The 18,472-nt window shown below is 63.4% G+C and carries 15 protein-coding genes; 6 read left to right on the plus strand and 9 right to left on the minus strand.

Features of this window, described 5'->3' with window-relative positions:
- The first annotated feature begins 357 nt into the window (after window positions 1-357).
- On the plus strand, window positions 358-1,629 hold the full coding sequence (locus tag CWO89_RS23860) for a cytochrome P450 (protein WP_130581162.1): 1,272 nt from the start codon (window positions 358-360) through the stop codon (window positions 1,627-1,629).
- An 18-nt stretch (window positions 1,630-1,647) separates the two neighbouring features.
- Here CWO89_RS23860 and CWO89_RS23865 read toward each other — a convergent pair whose 3' ends face one another.
- Window positions 1,648-3,249, minus strand: coding sequence for a GMC family oxidoreductase (locus CWO89_RS23865; protein WP_130581163.1), 1,602 nt, complete (start codon window positions 3,247-3,249; stop codon window positions 1,648-1,650).
- Window positions 3,250-3,555: 306 nt separating this feature from the next.
- Here CWO89_RS23865 and CWO89_RS46065 point away from each other — a divergent pair, with 306 nt between their 5' ends.
- Window positions 3,556-3,708 carry a hypothetical protein gene (locus CWO89_RS46065; RefSeq protein ID WP_165421303.1) on the plus strand — a complete coding sequence of 51 codons (153 nt, stop codon included), beginning with the start codon at window positions 3,556-3,558 and terminating at the stop codon, window positions 3,706-3,708.
- A gap of 68 nt (window positions 3,709-3,776) precedes the next feature.
- Here the strand turns inward: CWO89_RS46065 and CWO89_RS23870 are convergent, their stop codons facing one another.
- From CWO89_RS23870 to CWO89_RS23900, 7 genes are all read right to left on the minus strand, one after another.
- A complete protein-coding gene (locus CWO89_RS23870) occupies window positions 3,777-4,499 on the minus strand; it encodes a hypothetical protein (RefSeq protein WP_165421304.1) in 723 nt (240 codons plus the stop codon).
- The gene (locus tag CWO89_RS23875; protein WP_130581164.1) at window positions 4,496-5,869 is read right to left on the minus strand and encodes an ABC transporter permease subunit; all 1,374 of its coding nucleotides are present in this window, start codon (window positions 5,867-5,869) and stop codon (window positions 4,496-4,498) included. The genes CWO89_RS23870 and CWO89_RS23875 overlap by 4 nt, the downstream gene beginning before the upstream one ends.
- Window positions 5,856-6,596, minus strand: a complete 741-nt coding sequence (locus tag CWO89_RS23880) for an ABC transporter ATP-binding protein (protein WP_130581165.1) — start codon at window positions 6,594-6,596, stop codon at window positions 5,856-5,858. Before CWO89_RS23880 ends, CWO89_RS23875 begins: the two co-directional genes overlap by 14 nt.
- Before the next feature lie 43 nt (window positions 6,597-6,639).
- Window positions 6,640-7,584 (minus strand): DUF1259 domain-containing protein, encoded by a 945-nt coding sequence (locus CWO89_RS23885; protein WP_130581166.1) that lies wholly within the window; start codon window positions 7,582-7,584, stop codon window positions 6,640-6,642.
- Window positions 7,585-7,653: 69 nt separating this feature from the next.
- On the minus strand, window positions 7,654-7,884 hold the full coding sequence (locus CWO89_RS23890) for a PepSY domain-containing protein (RefSeq protein ID WP_130581167.1): 231 nt from the start codon (window positions 7,882-7,884) through the stop codon (window positions 7,654-7,656).
- A gap of 68 nt (window positions 7,885-7,952) precedes the next feature.
- On the minus strand, window positions 7,953-9,344 hold the full coding sequence (chrA, locus tag CWO89_RS23895) for a chromate efflux transporter (protein WP_130581168.1): 1,392 nt from the start codon (window positions 9,342-9,344) through the stop codon (window positions 7,953-7,955).
- Window positions 9,341-10,159 (minus strand): chromate resistance protein ChrB domain-containing protein, encoded by an 819-nt coding sequence (locus CWO89_RS23900; protein ID WP_130581169.1) that lies wholly within the window; start codon window positions 10,157-10,159, stop codon window positions 9,341-9,343. The genes chrA and CWO89_RS23900 overlap by 4 nt, the downstream gene beginning before the upstream one ends.
- Before the next feature lie 303 nt (window positions 10,160-10,462).
- Here CWO89_RS23900 and CWO89_RS23905 point away from each other — a divergent pair, with 303 nt between their 5' ends.
- The 4 genes from CWO89_RS23905 to CWO89_RS23920 all read left to right on the plus strand — a co-directional run bounded on the left by CWO89_RS23905 (window position 10,463) and on the right by CWO89_RS23920 (window position 17,108).
- The gene (locus CWO89_RS23905; RefSeq protein ID WP_130581170.1) at window positions 10,463-10,840 is read left to right on the plus strand and encodes a DUF2946 family protein; all 378 of its coding nucleotides are present in this window, start codon (window positions 10,463-10,465) and stop codon (window positions 10,838-10,840) included.
- A gap of 195 nt (window positions 10,841-11,035) precedes the next feature.
- A complete protein-coding gene (locus CWO89_RS23910; protein ID WP_245476490.1) occupies window positions 11,036-13,336 on the plus strand; it encodes a TonB-dependent receptor in 2,301 nt (766 codons plus the stop codon).
- Between the two features lie 166 nt (window positions 13,337-13,502).
- A complete protein-coding gene (locus CWO89_RS23915) occupies window positions 13,503-14,093 on the plus strand; it encodes a GNAT family N-acetyltransferase (RefSeq protein ID WP_130581171.1) in 591 nt (196 codons plus the stop codon).
- Between the two features lie 366 nt (window positions 14,094-14,459).
- The gene (locus CWO89_RS23920; protein ID WP_130581172.1) at window positions 14,460-17,108 is read left to right on the plus strand and encodes a flavin-containing monooxygenase; all 2,649 of its coding nucleotides are present in this window, start codon (window positions 14,460-14,462) and stop codon (window positions 17,106-17,108) included.
- A 197-nt stretch (window positions 17,109-17,305) separates the two neighbouring features.
- On the opposite strand, the gene CWO89_RS23925 is transcribed toward CWO89_RS23920, so the two are convergent.
- Entirely contained in the window at window positions 17,306-18,364 is a 1,059-nt protein-coding gene (locus tag CWO89_RS23925; RefSeq protein ID WP_130581175.1) for an AI-2E family transporter, read from the minus strand.
- Window positions 18,365-18,472 lie beyond the last annotated feature (108 nt).

An 18,472-nucleotide genomic window follows, 5' to 3' on the forward strand; every position in this document is an offset into this window, starting at 1 on the left:
AAAGCGGAATATTTTTCGTGCGAAGGCTGGACAGACTTTTGGCTGATTTGCCCGTCGGGTTGATTTGTCGCACCCAAAGTCGCCACATCGTCATTGCGAGCAGAGCGAAGCAATCCATAGCACCGCTTGTGGAGGCGTGGATTGCTTCGCTTCGCTCGCAATGACGGAGACCGTCATTCCGGGGCGATGCGCAGCATCGAGCCGTGACGCGCAATTGCGCATCAACGAATTGCATCACGAAAACCGGCGCGAATAGCGAGATGCAGACAAACGGATTTGATTCGTGCCCATCAAACACTCCGCAGAAGATCAGACGCTCCGCAGAAGAAAAAGGAAACGATCGACAAGGAGCCGGCTATGCGCAGGACACCCGATCCTATTCGAGACAGCCGAGATGACAGCGCCCGACAGCGGGCTCTCTCGCTGCCGCTGGAAGAGTTCGATCCTGGAGATCCGGAGCTGTTCCGCTCCGATACCCATTGGCCCTACTTCGACCGGCTGCGCAAGGAAGATCCTGTCCACTACACCAGCGACAGCATGTTCGGCCCGTATTGGTCCATCACCAAATACGACGACATCATCGATGTCGAAACCAATCATGCGGTGTTCTCCTCGGCCTCGGCGCTTGGCGGCATCACCTTGGTCGACGTGACACCCGACCTGCGCCGCGAGAGCTTCATCAGCATGGATCCTCCGCGCCATACCGCTCAGCGCAAGACGATAGCTCCAGTATTCACGTCAACACATCTCGAACGGTTCGCAATCGGCATCCGCGAGCGCTCAGTCGAATGCTTCGACAATCTGCCGACCAATGAGGTGTTCGACTGGGTCGACCGGGTCTCGATCGAGTTGACGACGCAGATGCTGGCCGTGCTGTTTGATTTCCCCTGGGAGGATCGTCGCAAGCTGACGCGCTGGTCCGACGTCGCGACGACCATTCCGGGCCCTGGAGGCGTCGTCGCGACCGAGGACGAGCGGCAGGCTGAACTCGGAGAATGCGTGCGATATTTCAGCCGACTCTGGGAAGCGCGCGTCAATCAGCCGCCGAAGAGCGATCTGCTGTCGCTACTGGCGCACAGCCAGGGCACGCGCGACGTGAATCCGGGCAACTTCCTCGGCAATCTGCTGCTCCTGATCGTCGGCGGGAACGAGACCACCCGCAATACCTTGTCGGGCAGCATCTATGCGCTCAACCAGCATCCGGCTGAATTTAAGAAGCTCAGGAACAACCCTGCCTTGATCGATGGTCTCGTGCAGGAGGTGATCCGCTGGCAGACGCCGGTTGCGCATATGCGGCGGACGGCACTTGCCGACATCGGGTTCCGCGGCAAGCAAATCAGGAAGGGTGACAAAGTCGCCATGTGGTACGTCTCGGGCAATCGCGACGAAGATGTGATCGAGAAACCTTACGACTTCATCATCGATCGCGAGCGGCCGCGCCGACATCTGTCGTTCGGCTTTGGCATTCACCGCTGCGTCGGGCTCAGACTAGCCGAGCTGCAGCTCAAGATCATCTGGGAAGAAATCCTGAAGCGCTTCGAGCGCATAGAGATGATCGGCGAACCCAAGCGCGTGTATTCGAATTTCATCAAGGGCTACGAGACCCTGCCGGTTCGGATTGCCAGATAGCGCACGCCTGGAACGCGTCTATGGCCCGAGGCGGTGAGTGGCTTTCAGGAATTCGCCAGCGCGCTCGCCAATGACGACGCAAGGGGCCATCGTGTTGCCGGTCGTCACGCGCGGCAGGACCGATCCGTCGGCGATCCGCAAATTATCGAGACCGTAAACGCGCAAGTCGTGGTCGACCACGGACATGGCGTCGCGACCCATCTTGGCAGTGCAGGTTTGGTGCGAGTGGCTGACCGTCGCGTTACGGATGAACGTTTCCAGTCCGGAATCGTCGACCGGTCCCGGCAGGAGTTCTCTTTTCGTGAAAGGTCGCAAGGCCGGCGAGTTGCCGATAGCCCTGCAGAACTCGACGCAGGTTTTCAGCGCCTTTAGATCGGCGGGATCGTCGAGGCCGTTCGCATGGATCTCGACGGGGTCGTCCGGATTGGGTCCGGTGAGGCGGATGCGGCCCCGGCTGGCGGTGTGCAGCAGCGCATTTGTCAACGACCAGCTATCGGGCGGCAGCGGATCCTTGACGACCTGCGGACTGGCATAGGGGGCCTCGACCATGAGCGTCTGCAGGTCCGGCACGTCGAGCGCGGCGTCACTGCGCCAAAGTGCGGTCGCTTCCGTCAAATTGTTGCGGCGTTCAATCGGCCCCGGTGCTTCCCAGACGCATGGCGCCATGAAGTGATCCTGGAAGTTCTGGCCAACGCCGGGCAGATGCTGGACAAGAGGAATGCCGAGGCGTTTCAGTTCGGCCTCGTCGCCGATACCGGACTGCATGAGCAGCTTGGGCGTGTGAACGGCGCCCAGCGACAGCACGACCTCGCTGGCACCGATGCGACGCACCTTACCCGCATACGCGAGCTCCACGCCGGTCACTCGCTTGCCGGCCAGGGTTAGATGAGTGACGAGCGCGCCCGTCAGGACCGTGAGGTTTGGGCGGTCCATAAAGGGATAGACATAGGAGCGGAAGATGGATTGCCGTCGGCCATCGCGGAGGCACAGGTTGGTGATGGCGGCACCACCATGCCCCTCCATCATCACGCCATTCTGGTCATCGAACGTCGGAACGCCGACGGCCGCAAAGGCCTCGAGCATGGCGGCGGCGAGAGGATGCGGATCAGGCGCCGGCTGCACGAAGACCATCCCGCCCGTCCCGCGGCGGGCCGTATCCGGTGCGCCGTGCCAGTCCTCGATGCGCCGATAGATCTGCAGCACGGATTGATAGTTCCAGCCGTCATCACCGGCTTCTGCCGCGAAGTCATCCCAATCCGCTTTGTGGCCGCGCGACCAGACCATCACGTTGATACTGGATCCACCACCGAGCACCTTGCCCATGGACATCGGGATGGCGCGGCCGTTCAACCGCGGATTTGGCATCGCGTTGAAAGACCAATCGTGTTCGCCACGGCGAAGGGCGGGCCAACGCAATGGGTCCACGATGTCGGGCACCTCGTCGCTACCGCCGGCTTCAAGCAGGAGAACGCTGATGTCGGCATTCTCCGCCAAACGCCGTGCGACGACCGAACCTGACGACCCCGATCCGCAAATGATGAAGTCATAGTGCGACTTCAACTCAGCTCTCAGCTTCCGCTGATTGGCCTGAACACGCGCGGCAAGGTCGTCGGCCATCATCTTCCCTCTTGCACGATCGTCATCCTGGGATGGCGCTTACCAAACGCTTGCCGACGAATTCTATCAGGAGTCCGAAGCGCCGCTGTGATCGATGAGTGGCATCACCGAAGTGTGTCCCGCACAGGCAAACGCACCATTAGACGTCTACGACGCACGCATTTGCTGCCAATGACGGGGCGAAGGGCAATAGCAGCGTGACCACCATCGCCGCGATCCGTCGCGACGCGGGGCGCTCGCTGCTTTAACAAGTTCTAAACTTCTATTGATCAATTTGACGAACTTCGCCCACATAGCAAGGAGCTCCAAATGTTGCGCCGCGAGCGTAAAGAGTTGGAACAGAAGCTTGCGCAAACTCGAAGGCTGGCACAGGAACCGACCGATCTGTTTACGCGCGAACGGTTGGCGCAGCTTATCGAGGACTTGGAGTTCCAGTTGGAGGCCGGTCGCGTCGCCGCCTAGGTTCCCTGATGGGAACGCGCTCCTCCGTCCGCCGATGATGCGTTCGTCTGTCGCGTTCACCGCATTTCTCAGTCGGCTGCCGTGACGGTGTAGTCGGAGAATTGTACGTGGCTATCGGCCTTCGACCACAGGCCAACGCGGCCCGAGACGGGCTGCGCCAATGTGTGCTCGAGATAGAGCTTGCCATCGAGATAGCCCTCGACCTTTGTGCCGATGATGCGGACCTTGAGGTCGTGCCATTGGCGCGTGGCGGTCGGCGTGTTGCGCACCCATTTGACCGACGAGCGCTTGCCGTTCTCGAACTTCCAGAGCACGAGGTTGTTTTCCAGACAATTGGCGCGGACGGTCAGGTAGTTGCCGTTCGGCTTCAGGTTGAACAGGATTCCGGCACCCTGATCGATGCGGCCGGACAATCCCTGGAAGCGCACTGTGATCTCGCCATTGGTGAAGTCTTGGATGTCGGGCGCGATCACATAGGGGAAATAGGCATAGGCCTGGACCCGGTCGAGGAATTCCGCGTAGCGCTCGCCATAAAGCGCGCGCGCCTTGTCGGCGATTCCGGCAGACGATTCTCCCTCCTTCCATTGCCGGCCGTCCACCGCGAGCACCTTGTTGCCGCTGTCGTTCTCGATCCGCCAGATGCCGACGACCGGTACGAGCGATTTCGGCTCAGCGCCAATGGTTTCGTCGACAAAGTCGATTTTCGTCGGCTGCCCAGCGAGTGCCGGCAGCGCAAGCGCTGCGAGAATCATCGCCGCAGCGACGGGCTTGAGGCTTCCTCCTGCGGTCATGATTGAGCTCCTTTGAACAGTGATATGGCGGGCGGGCGTCGGCTCCACCACCACACGCCCGCGATCAACAGCGGTAGTCCGCCGACGAACCAGAACGGTGCCGCATCCGCCGTGGCGACCAGCGGATAGCCCGGATATTCATCACCGCGAGCGGGCGCCGGCGGTTGCACGCCAGCGAGGGCATACAGCAGCGGCAGGACTTCGCGCGGACTGGTCGAGCGGCTGATATCCGATCGGGCGCCGTAGGAATATTCGATTTCGCCATAAGCATCGTTGGCCGATTGGCTGGCGGCATCGCGATGGCTGCCGGCGAGGATGATCGAGACGTTCGGCATCGCGCGATCGAGCTTCGCCAGCACGTTGCGCTGCAGATCGGCGTAGCGTGGATCCTCGGGTGCGAGATTGACCTTGATGATCAGAGGCAATCGGAGCGTGGCGAGCAGGCGCTCATCGGCAGCCGGGAAGGAGTTTCGCCGGTCCTCGGTGACATCGACCGATTGCCTGATCTGCGTCGCCAGACCGAGCACCAGCAAGGTGGCGAGCACGCATGGGACGGAACGCATGCACTTGGTTTGTGTTGGCACGCCGGGCGGCAGCCAGACGGAGGCGAGGGCGGACAGGCCGGCGATTGCGCCGGTCACGCCGAGCACCAGCCCGGCGGAGAGCAAGCCTTGTTCGAACGGGCGCAGCGCTTGCGTCAGCGATAGTAGTGCGACAAAGGCCGCGAGGCCGGAATGGCCGGCGAGGGTGAAATCGAGCACCCATGATCCGATCGTCACCGCCAGCGCAATGATGGCTGAAGTGGCTGAGCCGTCGGCAATGGTCGCGGCAAACAGTGCAATCGCGCCCACGAGCAGGCCATAGAGCAGATGGCCGAACAGGAGATTGACGGTCTCGGACGCCGCAAGATGCCCGCCCATCATCGCCCAGATCGCGAGTGCTGAAACGGCGGGGATGCTGACCAGGGCCCAGGCCGCGAGCACGGCGGCCAGCTTGGCAAGGATGAGTGTCGAGGATCGGTAGGGTAACTGGACCAACAGGCGCAGCGCGCCCGACTCCTTTTCCTGGCCCAGCACGCGGATCGCCACGAATGGGAACAGCAGCGTGACCGCGACATAGAACGCGCCGAAGGTCGGCACCAGGACGCCGTCGAGCGGCGACAGGCTTGCCGCCAGTACCGGAGATTGCCGCGCCGATGCGCTCGCTTCGCCATAGAGCGAGACGGCTTGAGCGAAGCTGTAGCCGATCAATGGACAGACCAGGAGTAGCATCGTCCATAGCGCGCGGCCGCAGACAATTTCGGCCAGTTCCTTTGCGAGCAACGGCGCGAGCGGCGCCTCGCGAGCGCGATATGGTTCAGGTGAGCGCAAGGAAAATCTCCTCCAGCGAACTGCTCGCCAGCGCGGTCTTCGCGCGCAATTCGCCGAGGGTGCCGACACCGCGCACCTTTCCTCCGGCTAGCAGCAGAAAGCGGTCGCAGGCACGCTCGGCGTCGGCGAGCTGGTGGATGGCGAGGATGAAGGTGCGTCCACGCGCCGCTTCCTGGCGGATCACGTCGATGATGGTTCGCGTCTGCCTGATGTCGAAGCCATCGAACGGTTCGTCCATGACCAGCACGTCGTGCGGTGTCAGCAGGCCGATCCCCAACAGCAGCCGGCGATTGTAGCCCTTGGATAGCGCATGCACGCGCTTGCCAAGGACCGGCGTCAATCCGACGGCAGCGATCGTTGCGGCCGCCTGCGCTTCCGTTCGTTTGTAGACCCGCGCGAAGAAAGTCATGACGTCGATCGCGAACCGGTCCTGATAGGGGCGCATGCCGTCGGGCAGATAGAACAGCGCTTCCTTTCTCCGCGGCGGCGGCAATTCCTCTCCGCACCAGAACACGGCACCTTGCTCCGCCGCGAGCAGGCCCACAAGCGCTTCTAGCAAGGTCGTCTTCCCGGCCCCGTTCGGACCGACAATGCCAAGGATTTCCCCGGTCGCGACGGAAAACGAGACATGCGCGACCGCCGCCTCCCGGCCATACCGCTTAACGAGGTCTTCCACGCGCAGGAGCTCGCGGGACGTATCGTGAGCGGTAGCGGCCGCGGAGATCATGGACCCGCTCCAATCGCGGCGGGCGCACCCATGGGCCCCGTTCTCACTTCTGCGCCACGGCTGTCTTGTCGAGCGCGGCGCGGATGCCTCGGGCGAGCTTCAGCGCGTCGTCATTGGCCCAGAAATGGATGAAGAACATCCGCGGCTGCTCGTCGAGCATGTGGCTGTGGATCGCAGTCACTTCGATGTCGCCGGCGCGCAGCGCTCGGATCAGCGGATTGACCTCGTCGCCGGTGACAAGGAAGTCGCCGGTGATGGCGGCCTTGCCGCCGCCGGTCGGCTGGAAGTTGATCCCGTTGGCGCCGCCCATCGCGGGAGTGACCGCCATGCCTGCTTCGGTCGCCGGCTCGCGGCGCGGGATCGTGAACTGATCGACGCCGCCGGTGACGTTCCCCTTGGCGTGCATGATCTCGTCGAGCTTCGCGGTGTCGAGGTCGACGGTGGGGGCCGGACCGGCTGATGTCGCCGGCGGTTCGAATGGCGTCTTGCTGCCGGTCGACAGCGCCTCGTGGATCGCGGTGGCTAGCTTCGCCGGATCGCCATGTCCGGCGACATGCATGTAGAACGTCGCCGGCGAGGCGCGCAGGATGTGGTTGTGGACCGCCGTGATGTCCAGCCCGCTGTTCAAGAGCTTCGTCATGACCGGCGTGATCTCGGATTCGAGCAGGACGAGATCGCCCATCACCATCGCCTGACCATCCATTGGGGCGAAGGCCACCCAGCCGCCGAGCGCGAGCGCGGGCTTGATAGTTACGCCGTCGAGGGTGACGTGCAGATCGGACCGCGGCAGGCCATAGCGATGGACCTCGCCGCTGACGGTCGCGGTCTTGCCGAGCGCTGCGTCCACCTTCTTCCAGTCGATCGCCTCTGCGTGAGCTTCCGAGATGAACGGCTCCGCAAAGATGTTCCAATCGGCGGGCTGAGCCGCAGCAAAGCTCGGCAACAGCAAGGCCGCGGCGATGGCGGCAAAGCGAGTTTTCATGGTCATGGGGATTGGCTCCTCTTGTTGCAGTTTGTGTAGTCGGGATACTTGGGCTTGCGGCCGCGGTGCGCGGCTCTACCGCCGCTCCTTGATTTGACCGCTGCTGTCGACGACGATCTGGACTTCCTTGCCATCCTTGACGGCCTTCACGACGATGCCTTCGGCGGTCGATTTCATTTCACCGACCTGCGAATAGCCGGCGGACTCGAGCTTCGCGACGAGTTCCTGTTGCGTCAGGGCATAGGCAGGCGACAGCGCGCCCGTCATCATCAGGCAAAGGGCGGCGCCGGAGATCAGTCGTCTCATGGTCCTTGCTCCAAGGTTGTGCCTCCAGCCCGTTGTTCGCTGTTATCCCTGCCGGCCTCCGCACGTGGTCAGATGATGCCCGTCAGGCGCAACAGGACGCCGGCGATGCAGGACGCCGCGAGGACGACGAGCATCCCTATGTTGAAACGAAAGATCGCGGTGGCGGCCGCGATCGACAGCGCCAGCGCCGGCCAATCCACGCTGCGCAGCGCCGGCGCATCGAAGAAGAGGCCGAAGCCTTGCACCGGAAAAGTCTGCCGGAAGATCGTGTGCAGCGCGAACCAGATCGAGAGATTGAGGATGACGCCGACGACCGCGGCGGTGATCGCCGAGAGTGCGCCGGCGAGCGCCTTGTTGCCGCGCATGGTCTCGATGTAGGGAGCGCCGAGGAAGATCCAGAGGAAGCAGGGCGTGAACGTGACCCAGGTCGCGAGCAATCCTCCGAGCGTGCCCGCCAGCATCGGGGACAGCCCGCCTGCCTCACGGAATGCCGCCATGAAGCCGACGAACTGGACGACCATGATCAGCGGTCCCGGCGTCGTCTCGGCCATGCCGAGGCCGTCGAGCATCTCGCGAGGCTCGACCCAATGATAATAGTTGGCGGCCTGCTGCGCGACATAGGCCAGCACGGCATAGGCGCCGCCGAACGTCACCATCGCCATCTTGCTGAAGAAGATCGCGATCTGGCTGAAGACGTTTGACGGACCGAGGCCAATGAGCAGCGCGGCGACCGGAACCAGCCAGAGCGCGAGCCAGATGGCGCCGACGCGGAGCGCCCGGGACGCGCTGGGCCGAACGTGCTCCGGGACCATCTCGTCGAGTAGGCTGTCGAGCACGGCGGCATCCTTTCCGCCGTGCTCGATAGCAGCAAATTCCGGCCTGCCGAGCCGGGCGCCGATGTAGCCGATGACGCCGGCAGCCACGACGATCAAGGGAAACGGCGCGGCGAAGAAGAAGATCGCGACGAAGGCGATCGCCGCGATTGCGATCATGACCGGGTTGCGAAGGGCGCGCTTGCCGATCCGGACCACCGCCTGGATCACGATCGCGAGGACGGCCGCCTTGAGGCCGAAGAACAGCGCCTCGACGAAGCCGACATTGCCGTAGGCGGCGTAGATGTAGCTCAGCGCCATGATGGCAATGACGCCGGGCAGGATGAACAGACCTCCCGCCACGATCCCGCCGACGGTCCGATGCAGGAGCCAGCCGATATAGGTTGCAAGCTGCTGCGCCTCGGGTCCGGGCAGCAGCATGCAGTAATTGAGCGCATGCAGGAAGCGCGCTTCCGAAATCCAGTTCTTCTCCTCGACGAGGATGCGATGCATCACCGCGATCTGCCCGGCCGGGCCGCCGAAGCTCAAGATCGCGACGCGCAGCCAGACCGCGAGCGCGTCAGAAAAGGCGATGCCGTGCGCCTCCTCGCGCGAAGCGGCTTTCTGGCCTGCGGTGAGCGCGGTCATGGCTTCACCTTGCTGGTCGGCCAGTTATGGGTCTCCTTGGTCGCGTCGCGGCACCAGCGATAGAAGGCATCGTAGAGAAGAAGACCGGCGTTGAGCTGCTCGAGGTCGTCGTCGTACATGCGCGACAGGCCGAGCGAGACCGCGAGCAGGCCCGGCGCCTCCGGAGAAAGATCAAGGCGCGCGGTATCGGCCCCGCGCACCATGACGGCCAGCCGCTCCAGTGCGGGCGTTGACAGGCCGAACTCCTCCACCATCACGTCGAACGTGCAGAGTTCGCCGCGGTGGCTCCAGAACACGTTCTCGATGTCGAATGGCGTGGCGGCGAAGCGCTCGGCCACCGCGACGACTTCCGCAGGCGCGACGAACAGGAAGACCGCGGCCGGATCGACGAAACGACGGATCAGCCAGGGGCAGGCGATGCGATCGATCTTCGGCCGCGATCGCGTTACCCAGACGGTGCGCCCGCGCCCGTCACGCTGCGGAATCCTGTCGGCGGGCACGGTCGGCAGCTCCGCCTGTTTCCAGGCGAGATGGCCGCCTTCCAGGATCTCCGCCGCGATGCCGTTGTGGCGGAGCCAGGCGGCGGCGCCTTCGCTGAGTTTCTCGCCCTTGTTGCAGATGACGATGGCCGACCGTCCGGCCAGCTCTCGTGCCCAGTCGTTGGTATCGAGATGCGAGCGGCGGGTCGCGCCCGGGATCAGGCGCGGGTCCGCCGCGAAGTCGTCATCGAGGCGGACGTCGATCAGAACAGGCGCACCGGCGGTGCCGATCAGTCGCGAAAGCTTATCAGGGGAAATGGATGTGTATGAAGACATGCTGCGTCCCTCATCATTAAGGACGCGATACTTGGGCATGTCGCCTCGCGGGGAGATCGCCTAATCCCCGTAAAGCGAAATAAACTCCTTGCTGCCGGCCATGTCAATCGACGCCGCGATGCGTCGGCAATCCTGACGGATCGTTGATCGGATGGTTCCGATCGGTTCCGCGCTTCTCCCGTCAAAGCTATCTCTTGGCCGAGTTTGCGACAGGACAAGTTCGCGATGAAGAAACGGCCTGGTTGAACCGCCTTATCTCGACACTCAAACCCTCGGGTGCTAGGAACTTAGTCGGGTGGGCTGATGCGGCAGCGATTGCAAAGATTTCTTCCGATCGTTCTGATCGCGCTGGCGGTGCAGATTCTGGCGCCGATCGCGACCTGCTGGGCCGCGGCCATCGCCATTTCCGACCCGGTCGGCTTTGCTGAAATCTGTCACAGCGATTCAACTGCGTCGGCAGCGAGCGCCGATCGGGATACCAGCCAACGCGCGCATGGCATCGCTTGTCTAATTTGCTGCGCGGCTCAGGCAAATGCGTCATTTGATGCGCCGCAGGCCATCGCGTTCGCGACGCCATATCGGCAGTCGGTCCGGATGGTCTGGCACGCGCGCCGACAGACCCATGTAGCCTCCCGCGCAGGCTCCAATACGCAGGCGCGAGCACCGCCTTCCATTTCGTAAGGCGAGCCGGCGGCACCGCTTCGACAATCCATCGAAGCCCGACGCCTTTTCCTTCAACCAGCATGACCGTTCGATCGCTGTCCTCGACGGCGCGCGAAGGCATGTCCCGATTTCGTTTGCCTGTCCGGCCTGATCGCCGGGCAGGGGCGTCACCCTTATGCGCGGCGATGCTGCGCCACATCGAGTCCTATCATCATGAGCAAGCCTTCGTCCGGCCTCGGCCGATCCACTCTCTACCTGTCCAGTGCCCTCATTTCATCGGCGCTGACCGCCACCATCACACTGGCGCCGCCAGCCGTAACGAGCGTCGCTGCGCAGACGGCCCATACGCTTCCCCCGGTCGACGTTGCCGCACCGCATCGACGAAATTCCGTGCATCAACGATCGAACGCGCGCCGTCCGACGAGTCCCGCGGCGGCCCATCACCCGGAGGTAGCCCCGCGCCCGCTCGACTATCCGCCGCAGCTTGCGGGCAACGCAACCGTGACGGCGCGGACCGCGTTCGATCGGGGCCTGTCGACCAGCGATTCGGCTTCGCTCGTCACTGAATTGCCGGGAGGCGCAGTATGGGGCGCCGGCGGCGTATCGAGCTTGCCCGCGATCAACGGGTTCGGCGCCGACAGGATCCAGGTCGCGATCAACAGCATGTTGATCAGCCCCGCATGCCCAAACGAAATGAATCCGCCGCTGTCTTTCGTCAATCCCACCATGATCGCCAAGATGCGGGCCTATCTCGGCATCGCGCCGGTCAGCACGGGCGGCGACTACATCGGGGCGCGCATCGATGTCACCACCGCGCCTCCTGTGTTCGCGAATGACCCGTCCGGGTGGTTATCGACCGCAACCGTCTCAGGCTTCTTCCGCAGCAACGGCAATGCCTACGGCGTCGACGCCACCGCGACGCTCGCCAACCGCGACACCAGCGTCACCTACACCGGCGACTGGGTGCGCGCCGGCGACTACAAGGCGGGCGACGGCACCACGATCAAATCGACGCTCTATGAGACCCAGAACCACGCGCTCAGCATTTCCAAGCGCACCGTTGGCAACCTGTTCACGTTCCAGGTCGGCGGCCAGTTCATCCCCTATCAGGGCTACGTCAACCAGTACATGGACATGGTCTACAACCGTGGCCTGTACGCCAACGGCCGTTACGAAGGAGACTTCGACTGGGGCAAGTTAGAGGCCAGCGCCTTCGTCCATCAGATCCGGCACACGATGGGCTTCATTGCGCCGGACAAGACCGGCAACATGCCGATGGACACCGATGGTATCGATGGCGGATACGCCGTGAAAGCCACGTTTGCGGCATCCAACATCGACCTGCTGCGGGTCGGCAACGAGCTGACGCTCAACCGGATTGACGACTGGTGGAATCCCGTTGCCGGCTCGATGATGATGGGACCGAACACCTTCATCAACATCAATGGCGGCCAGCGGGACCGCGTCGGCACCTTCGCCGAATGGGAGCGGCACTGGGACCGCAACTGGACCACGATCGTCGGCTTGCGCAACGACGTCGTGTGGATGAACGCCGGCGACGTCCATGGCTACAATGCGATGATGTATGGCGCGGATGCCACCGCATTCAACGCCCAGGACCGGGCTCGGACCGACGTTCATTTCGACGGCTCCGCCCTGGTGCGCTATGAACCCGATCAGTCCAGCCATTACGAACTCGGCTTTGCGCGCAAGACGCGCTCGCCGAACCTCTACGAACGCTATGCCTGGTCGACCAACGCCATGGCCATGCAGATGATCGGGTGGTTCGGCGACGGCAATGGCTATGTTGGCAATCTGGACCTGAAGCCGGAAAAGGCGCACACGGTCAGCTTCACCGCCGGTTGGCACGATCCGGCGCACAAGATCTGGAGCTTCAGCGTCACCCCCTATGCGAGCTACGTCCAGGACTATATCGACGTCGATCGCTGCGTGACCGGCAGTTGCCTTGCAAACAATCCGGATAACCTCACGGCCAGCAGTGGCTTCGTCTATCTGCGTTTCGCCAACCACGACGCCACATTGTATGGCGTGAACCTCGAAGGCCGTCTCGCTTTGTGGGACAATGCGAGCTACGGCCGGGGCGAGCTGCGCGGAACGGTCGGCTATGTGCGTGGCCAGCGGCAGGACGGCATCGACCTCTACCACGTGATGCCGATCAACGCGAAGCTTGCGCTCGATCACGTCATTGGTGGCTGGACCAACGGCATCGAACTGCAGCTCGTTGGCTCCAAGGATCAGGTCAGCCAGGTTCACAACGAACTGACGACGCCTTCCTATGCGCTGGTCAATCTCCGCACCGGCTACCAATGGCAGCACGTCCGGGTCGATGTCGGTATCGACAATCTGTTCGATCAAACCTACTACCTGCCGCTCGGCGGCGCCGATCTGGTCGACTACAAGGTAGTCTCGATGATGGGGTCGTCGGCAGCCTACGGCTACAATGTCAAAGGGCCGGGGCGCTCGATCAACGGCCGGATGACGGTTAGTTTCTGAATCCTTGGCGAGGCCATCGGCGATGCGGCTTTCCGCGTCGCCGATGCGTTTCAAGGACGAACCGCCAGCGCACGTCTTGTTGACCGCCTCTCCCGATTGACGCCCCAGATTTGTGGTTCGATCCTGGTCTTGAACCCGGCAATGGGGCCGGGATGGAGGTCATGTGATGAGTCCGGCGAACGCAGTTTCTGGTCCCGTCGTAACTGCTGTTGCGCCCGCCGATATCGAGCGGGCCATTTCCGTTCTGGTGCTTGCCTTCAGCGCCGATCCGGTGACGCGTTGGGCCTATCCGGATCCGGATCAGTACCTCGCATCTTTCCCGGCGCTGGTGCGCGCATTCGGCGGCCGCGCCTTTGAGCAGGATACGGCGCGCTGTGTCGACGACTATGCAGGCGTGGCACTGTGGCTGCCGCCGGGCATCGAACCCGACGAGGCGGCGCTTGCAGCGACCATGCCGGCCGGGCGAGAGTCCGAGATGGCCGCCGTTTTCGAAGGGATGGCGGCCTATCATCCCAAGGAAGCTCATTGGTATCTGCCGCTGATCGGTGTCGATCCGGCGCATCGCCGCAAGGGCCGTGGTGGGGCGTTGCTGGGAGACGCCGTTCGGCTGTTCGATCGGGATCATGTTGCGGCCTATCTCGAATCCACCAACCCGGCCAACATCCCGCTGTATCAGCGACATGGCTTCGAGGTCCTCGGCACGATCCAGGTCGGGGCATCGCCGCCGCTGTTCCCGATGCTACGCCGGGCTCGCTGAGGGAACGTCGGCTTCGGCTGAAGAATTCCGCGCAAGCTCACCGATGCTCGATCCGGCCACGTATTCTCCCTCATCCCGAGGAGGCCGCATCGCGGCCGTCTCGAGGGATGGGTTCCGGGCGAGATCGGGGCCTCATGGTTCTCAAGGCGATGCGAAGCATCGTCCGGAGACGCGCGAAGACGCGCTCCTCACCATGAGGGTCTGTCATCCGCTCTTTGCCAAATGTCACCGCCACGTCGCGCTCGGCTGTTTCCCAACAAGAACAAAGAGTAGCTGCAGCGCACCAACCAAAGATTGAATTGTCCGATGACAGACCGGGGGAAGCAGATGTAGCCTCACGAAAAATCAAATGCACGGGAGGATGGCATGCCAGACGCAATGGTTGCAGCACGTGCTTCAGAGGCGACAAACGGCACGGCGCAACAGGTCGACGTCGCAGTGGTAGGGGCCGGGTTTGCGGGCCTCTATCTCCTACATCGGTTGTCCAAGGCCGGCTTCACCACGGTGGCGTTGGAGGAGGCCGGCGACGTCGGCGGCACCTGGTACTGGAACCGCTATCCCGGCGCACGCTGCGACATTCAGACCATCGACTACAGCTACACATTCGATCCGGAACTGGAGCGCGCGTGGCAATGGTCGGAGAAATATGCGACCCAGCCTGAAATCCTGCGCTATCTCGGCTTCGTCGCCGATCGTTACGATCTCAGGCGCCATATCCGCTTTGGCACCAAGGTCACGGCGGCGACGTGGGATGAGGCTGCGGAGCGCTGGCTGCTCACGACGGACAATGGCGCGGCCGTCTCCTGCCGCTATTACATCATGGCCACGGGCTGTCTCTCCGCGCCCAAACCGCCGGAGATCGATGGGGTCAAGGAGTTCAAGGGCGACGTCTATTTCACCAGCCGCTGGCCGCATGAGGGCGTCAATCTCGCCGGCAAGCGCGTTGCCGTCATCGGCACGGGATCGTCGGGAATCCAGTCGATCCCGTTGATCGCGGAGCAGGCCGCACACCTCACGGTTTTCCAGCGCACGCCGAACTTCGCATTGCCCGCGCACAACGGCCCTCGGCCGGCGGATCGGCTTGCGATGCTCGAGGGCGACTGTGCCGGCTACCGCGAGCAGGCGCGCTGGTCGCTCACCGGCGTGCCCTATCCGCAGCAGACCGTCGTGAGCTGGCAATTGAGCGATGCCGAGCGGCGCGAGCGCTTCGAGCAGGCGTGGGCCGCCGGCGATCTCGTCCACATCCTCACCCAGCTCTGGGCCGACCAGGGCGTGGACGTCGATGGCAACGCGCTGGTCAGCGACCTGATCCGCGAGAAGATCCGCGCAGTCGTGAAGGATTCCGATACGGCCGAGGCGCTTACCCCGCACGATCATCCGTTCGGCGCCAAGCGTCCCTGTCTCGATACCAACTATTACGCCACCTACAACCGTCCCAACGTCACGCTGGTCAACCTGAGGCAGGAGCCGATCAAGGAGATCACGGCTTCCGGCATCACGACCGACACGCGCAGCTTCGATCTCGATGTGATCGTGTTCGCCACCGGCTTCGACGCCATGACCGGCGCCATCAAGGCCGTGCATCCGATCACGGGACGTCATGGAAAATCGCTGTCCGACGTCTGGGCTCAGGGACCGCAGACCTATCTCGGGTTGACCGTCGCAGAGTTTCCCAATCTGTTCATGATCACGGGTCCGGGCAGCCCGTCGGTGCTGTCGAACATGGCGGTGTCGATCGAGCAGCACATCGACTGGGTGGTCGACCGGCTGATCGCGCTGCGGGAGGCGGGCTTCACCACCATCGAGGCCACCGAGACGGCGCAGGCCGGCTGGACGCGGCACATGGTCGACTGCTCGATGGTCACGCTGCATCGGCTCGCCAATACCTGGTACACGGGCGCAAACGTTCCGGGCAAGGCGCGCGGCGTGATGCCCTATACCGGCGGCGTCGGCCCGTATCGCAGCATCTGCAACGAGATCGTCAGCCGCGGCATGCTCGGCTTCAGGCTCACCGGCCCCAACGTTGCAGAGCAATGCAATGACGGCGAGGTCGTACGCCTGCAACCGGATGTGCGGCTCGTGCTCGGCATGCTCGCGGATATGAACTTGCCGCCGATCGAACAGCTCGGTGCCCAGGGCGCGCGCGACTTCCTCGACGAGTTCAACAAGGGCCGTCCCGCGGGCCGGCCGGTCGGCGAGATCGTCGACGGCACACTTCCCGGCAATGACAGTCCGCTGCCCTATCGTCTCTATCGGCCGGCGACGCCGGGACCGCATCCGATCGTGGTCTATTTCCATGGCGGCGGCTGGGTGCTGGGCGACGAGCAATCGGACGATCCGTTCTGCCGCGACATGTGCCGGCGAAGCGGAATGATCTTCGTCAGCGTCGGCTATCGGCATGCGCCATGGCACCGCTTCCCGACGGCGGCGGAGGACGGCTTTGCCGCGACACGCTGGATTGCCGAGCATGCGGCCGAGCTGGGCGGGACGGGACCCGTGCTGGTCGCCGGCTGGAGCGCCGGCGGCAACATCGCGGCCGTCACCTGCCAGCTCGCGCGCGATCGCGGCGGCCCTGAGATCGCGGGACAGCTCCTGCTGACCCCGGTTACCGACTGCACGTTCGATCGGCCGTCCTACGTCGACAATGCGACGGGCTACTTCGTGACGCGTTCGCTGATGTATTGGTTCTGGGACCTCTACTGCTCGCCCGGCGATCGGACCGATCCACGCGTCTCGCCGCTACGCGGCAAGCTCGAGGGTTTGCCACCAGCCTTCGTGGTGACCTGCGAGTTCGATCCGCTGCGTGACGAGGGCATGGCGTACGCCGAAGCGCTCGCTGCTGCCGGCGTACCGGTCGAGCAGCTCAACGCCCGCGGCCATTTCCACTGTTCCTTCACCATGGTCGACGTCATCATCACCGGCGTCAGCGGGCGTGTGCGGATGGCCGAAGCCTTGCGACGGTTTGCCGGACTGGGTGACGAGAGGGTGGTGCCTATCGCTGTGGCCGCGGAGTAGGAGAACGTACAGGCTGTGAGCGAATTGTCTGTCGTCTGGCGTCATTCCGGGATGCGTGCGGAGCACGCAGGCCCGGAATCCATCGGGCTGCAGACGCAGGCGGAGAAATGGATTCCGGGTTCGCGCTTCGCGAGCCCCGGAATGACAGCGGAAAATCGCGAAAGCCGTAGGATGGTTTTCGCTGCGCGCTACCCGTTCTACGCGTCATTCCCTGACGTCCGCCTTGAGGTGGCGAAGATGTCCCAACTCACCATGAAGATGGCGGCGATCAGCGGGCCGATGACGAAGCCGTTCAAACCGAAGACTTCGATGCCGCCCAGCGTGGAAATCAGCACGACGTAGTCGGGGAGCTTGGTGCCCTTGCCGACCAGGAATGGACGCAGGACATTGTCCACCAGGCCGATGACGAGCACGCCATAGGCAATCAGCCCGAGGCCCTGCCATATGGCGCCGGTTGCCAGGAAATAGATGGCAACGGGGATCCAGACCAGCCCGGCGCCGATCGCGGGCAGCAGCGACAGGAAGGCCATCAGCACGGCCCACAAGATCGGCGCGTGAACACCCAAGAACCAGAACGCCAGTCCGCCGAGCGCGCCCTGGGCCATCGCGACCAGCACGCCACCCTTGACGGTGGCGCGGACGACATCGGCGAAGCGCGTGAACAGCGCGGACTTCCGATCGGCCTCGAGAGGAACAGCCTCCCTGATCCGGTCCGCCACTGCCTTACCGTCGCGCAATAGGAAAAACAGAAGATAGAGCATGATGCCCAGGCTGATCACGAAGTCGAATGTGTTCATCCCGATGCTGAGCGCCTGAGGCGCCAGAACCTGCCCGCCCTTCATGAGGCCGGACGTCAACGTTTCGCGCAGGGCCGAAAGATCGCCCAGGTTGAAGCGATCCAGCCAGCCGGTCGCCCACGCAGGCAGCGCATCGAAAACCCGCTGGACGTAGCCGGAGAAGTTGTACTCCCCGGACTGTATCTTTGCGTAGAGACCGGCAGCTTCCCGAGCCAGGGAGGTCGCGATGATCGCGAGCGGCAGCAGCACCATCGCGATGATAAGCAGGACCGTGATCGAGGCGGCGAGGGTCTCCCTTCCGCCCACCGATCTCAATATCCTCCGGTTGACCGGCGCAAAGATGACGGCGACGACGATGGCCCAGAGCACCGCGCCATAGAACGGCTGCAGGATCCAGGCGAACGCCAGGGTGACGACGAACAGCAGCAGCAGGAAACCTTGATCTTCAATCCGTCGCACAGTCCGTCCGCCTCTCTCGCTTGCAGCTTTGTATCTATCATACAACGAACGCGACGAGCGCGTAGCTGGTTGCAATCTCCTACCGTCATTCCGGGGCCCCGCGCTAGC

The organism is Bradyrhizobium sp. Leo170, assembly GCF_004296405.1.
GTDB lineage: Bacteria > Pseudomonadota > Alphaproteobacteria > Rhizobiales > Xanthobacteraceae > Bradyrhizobium.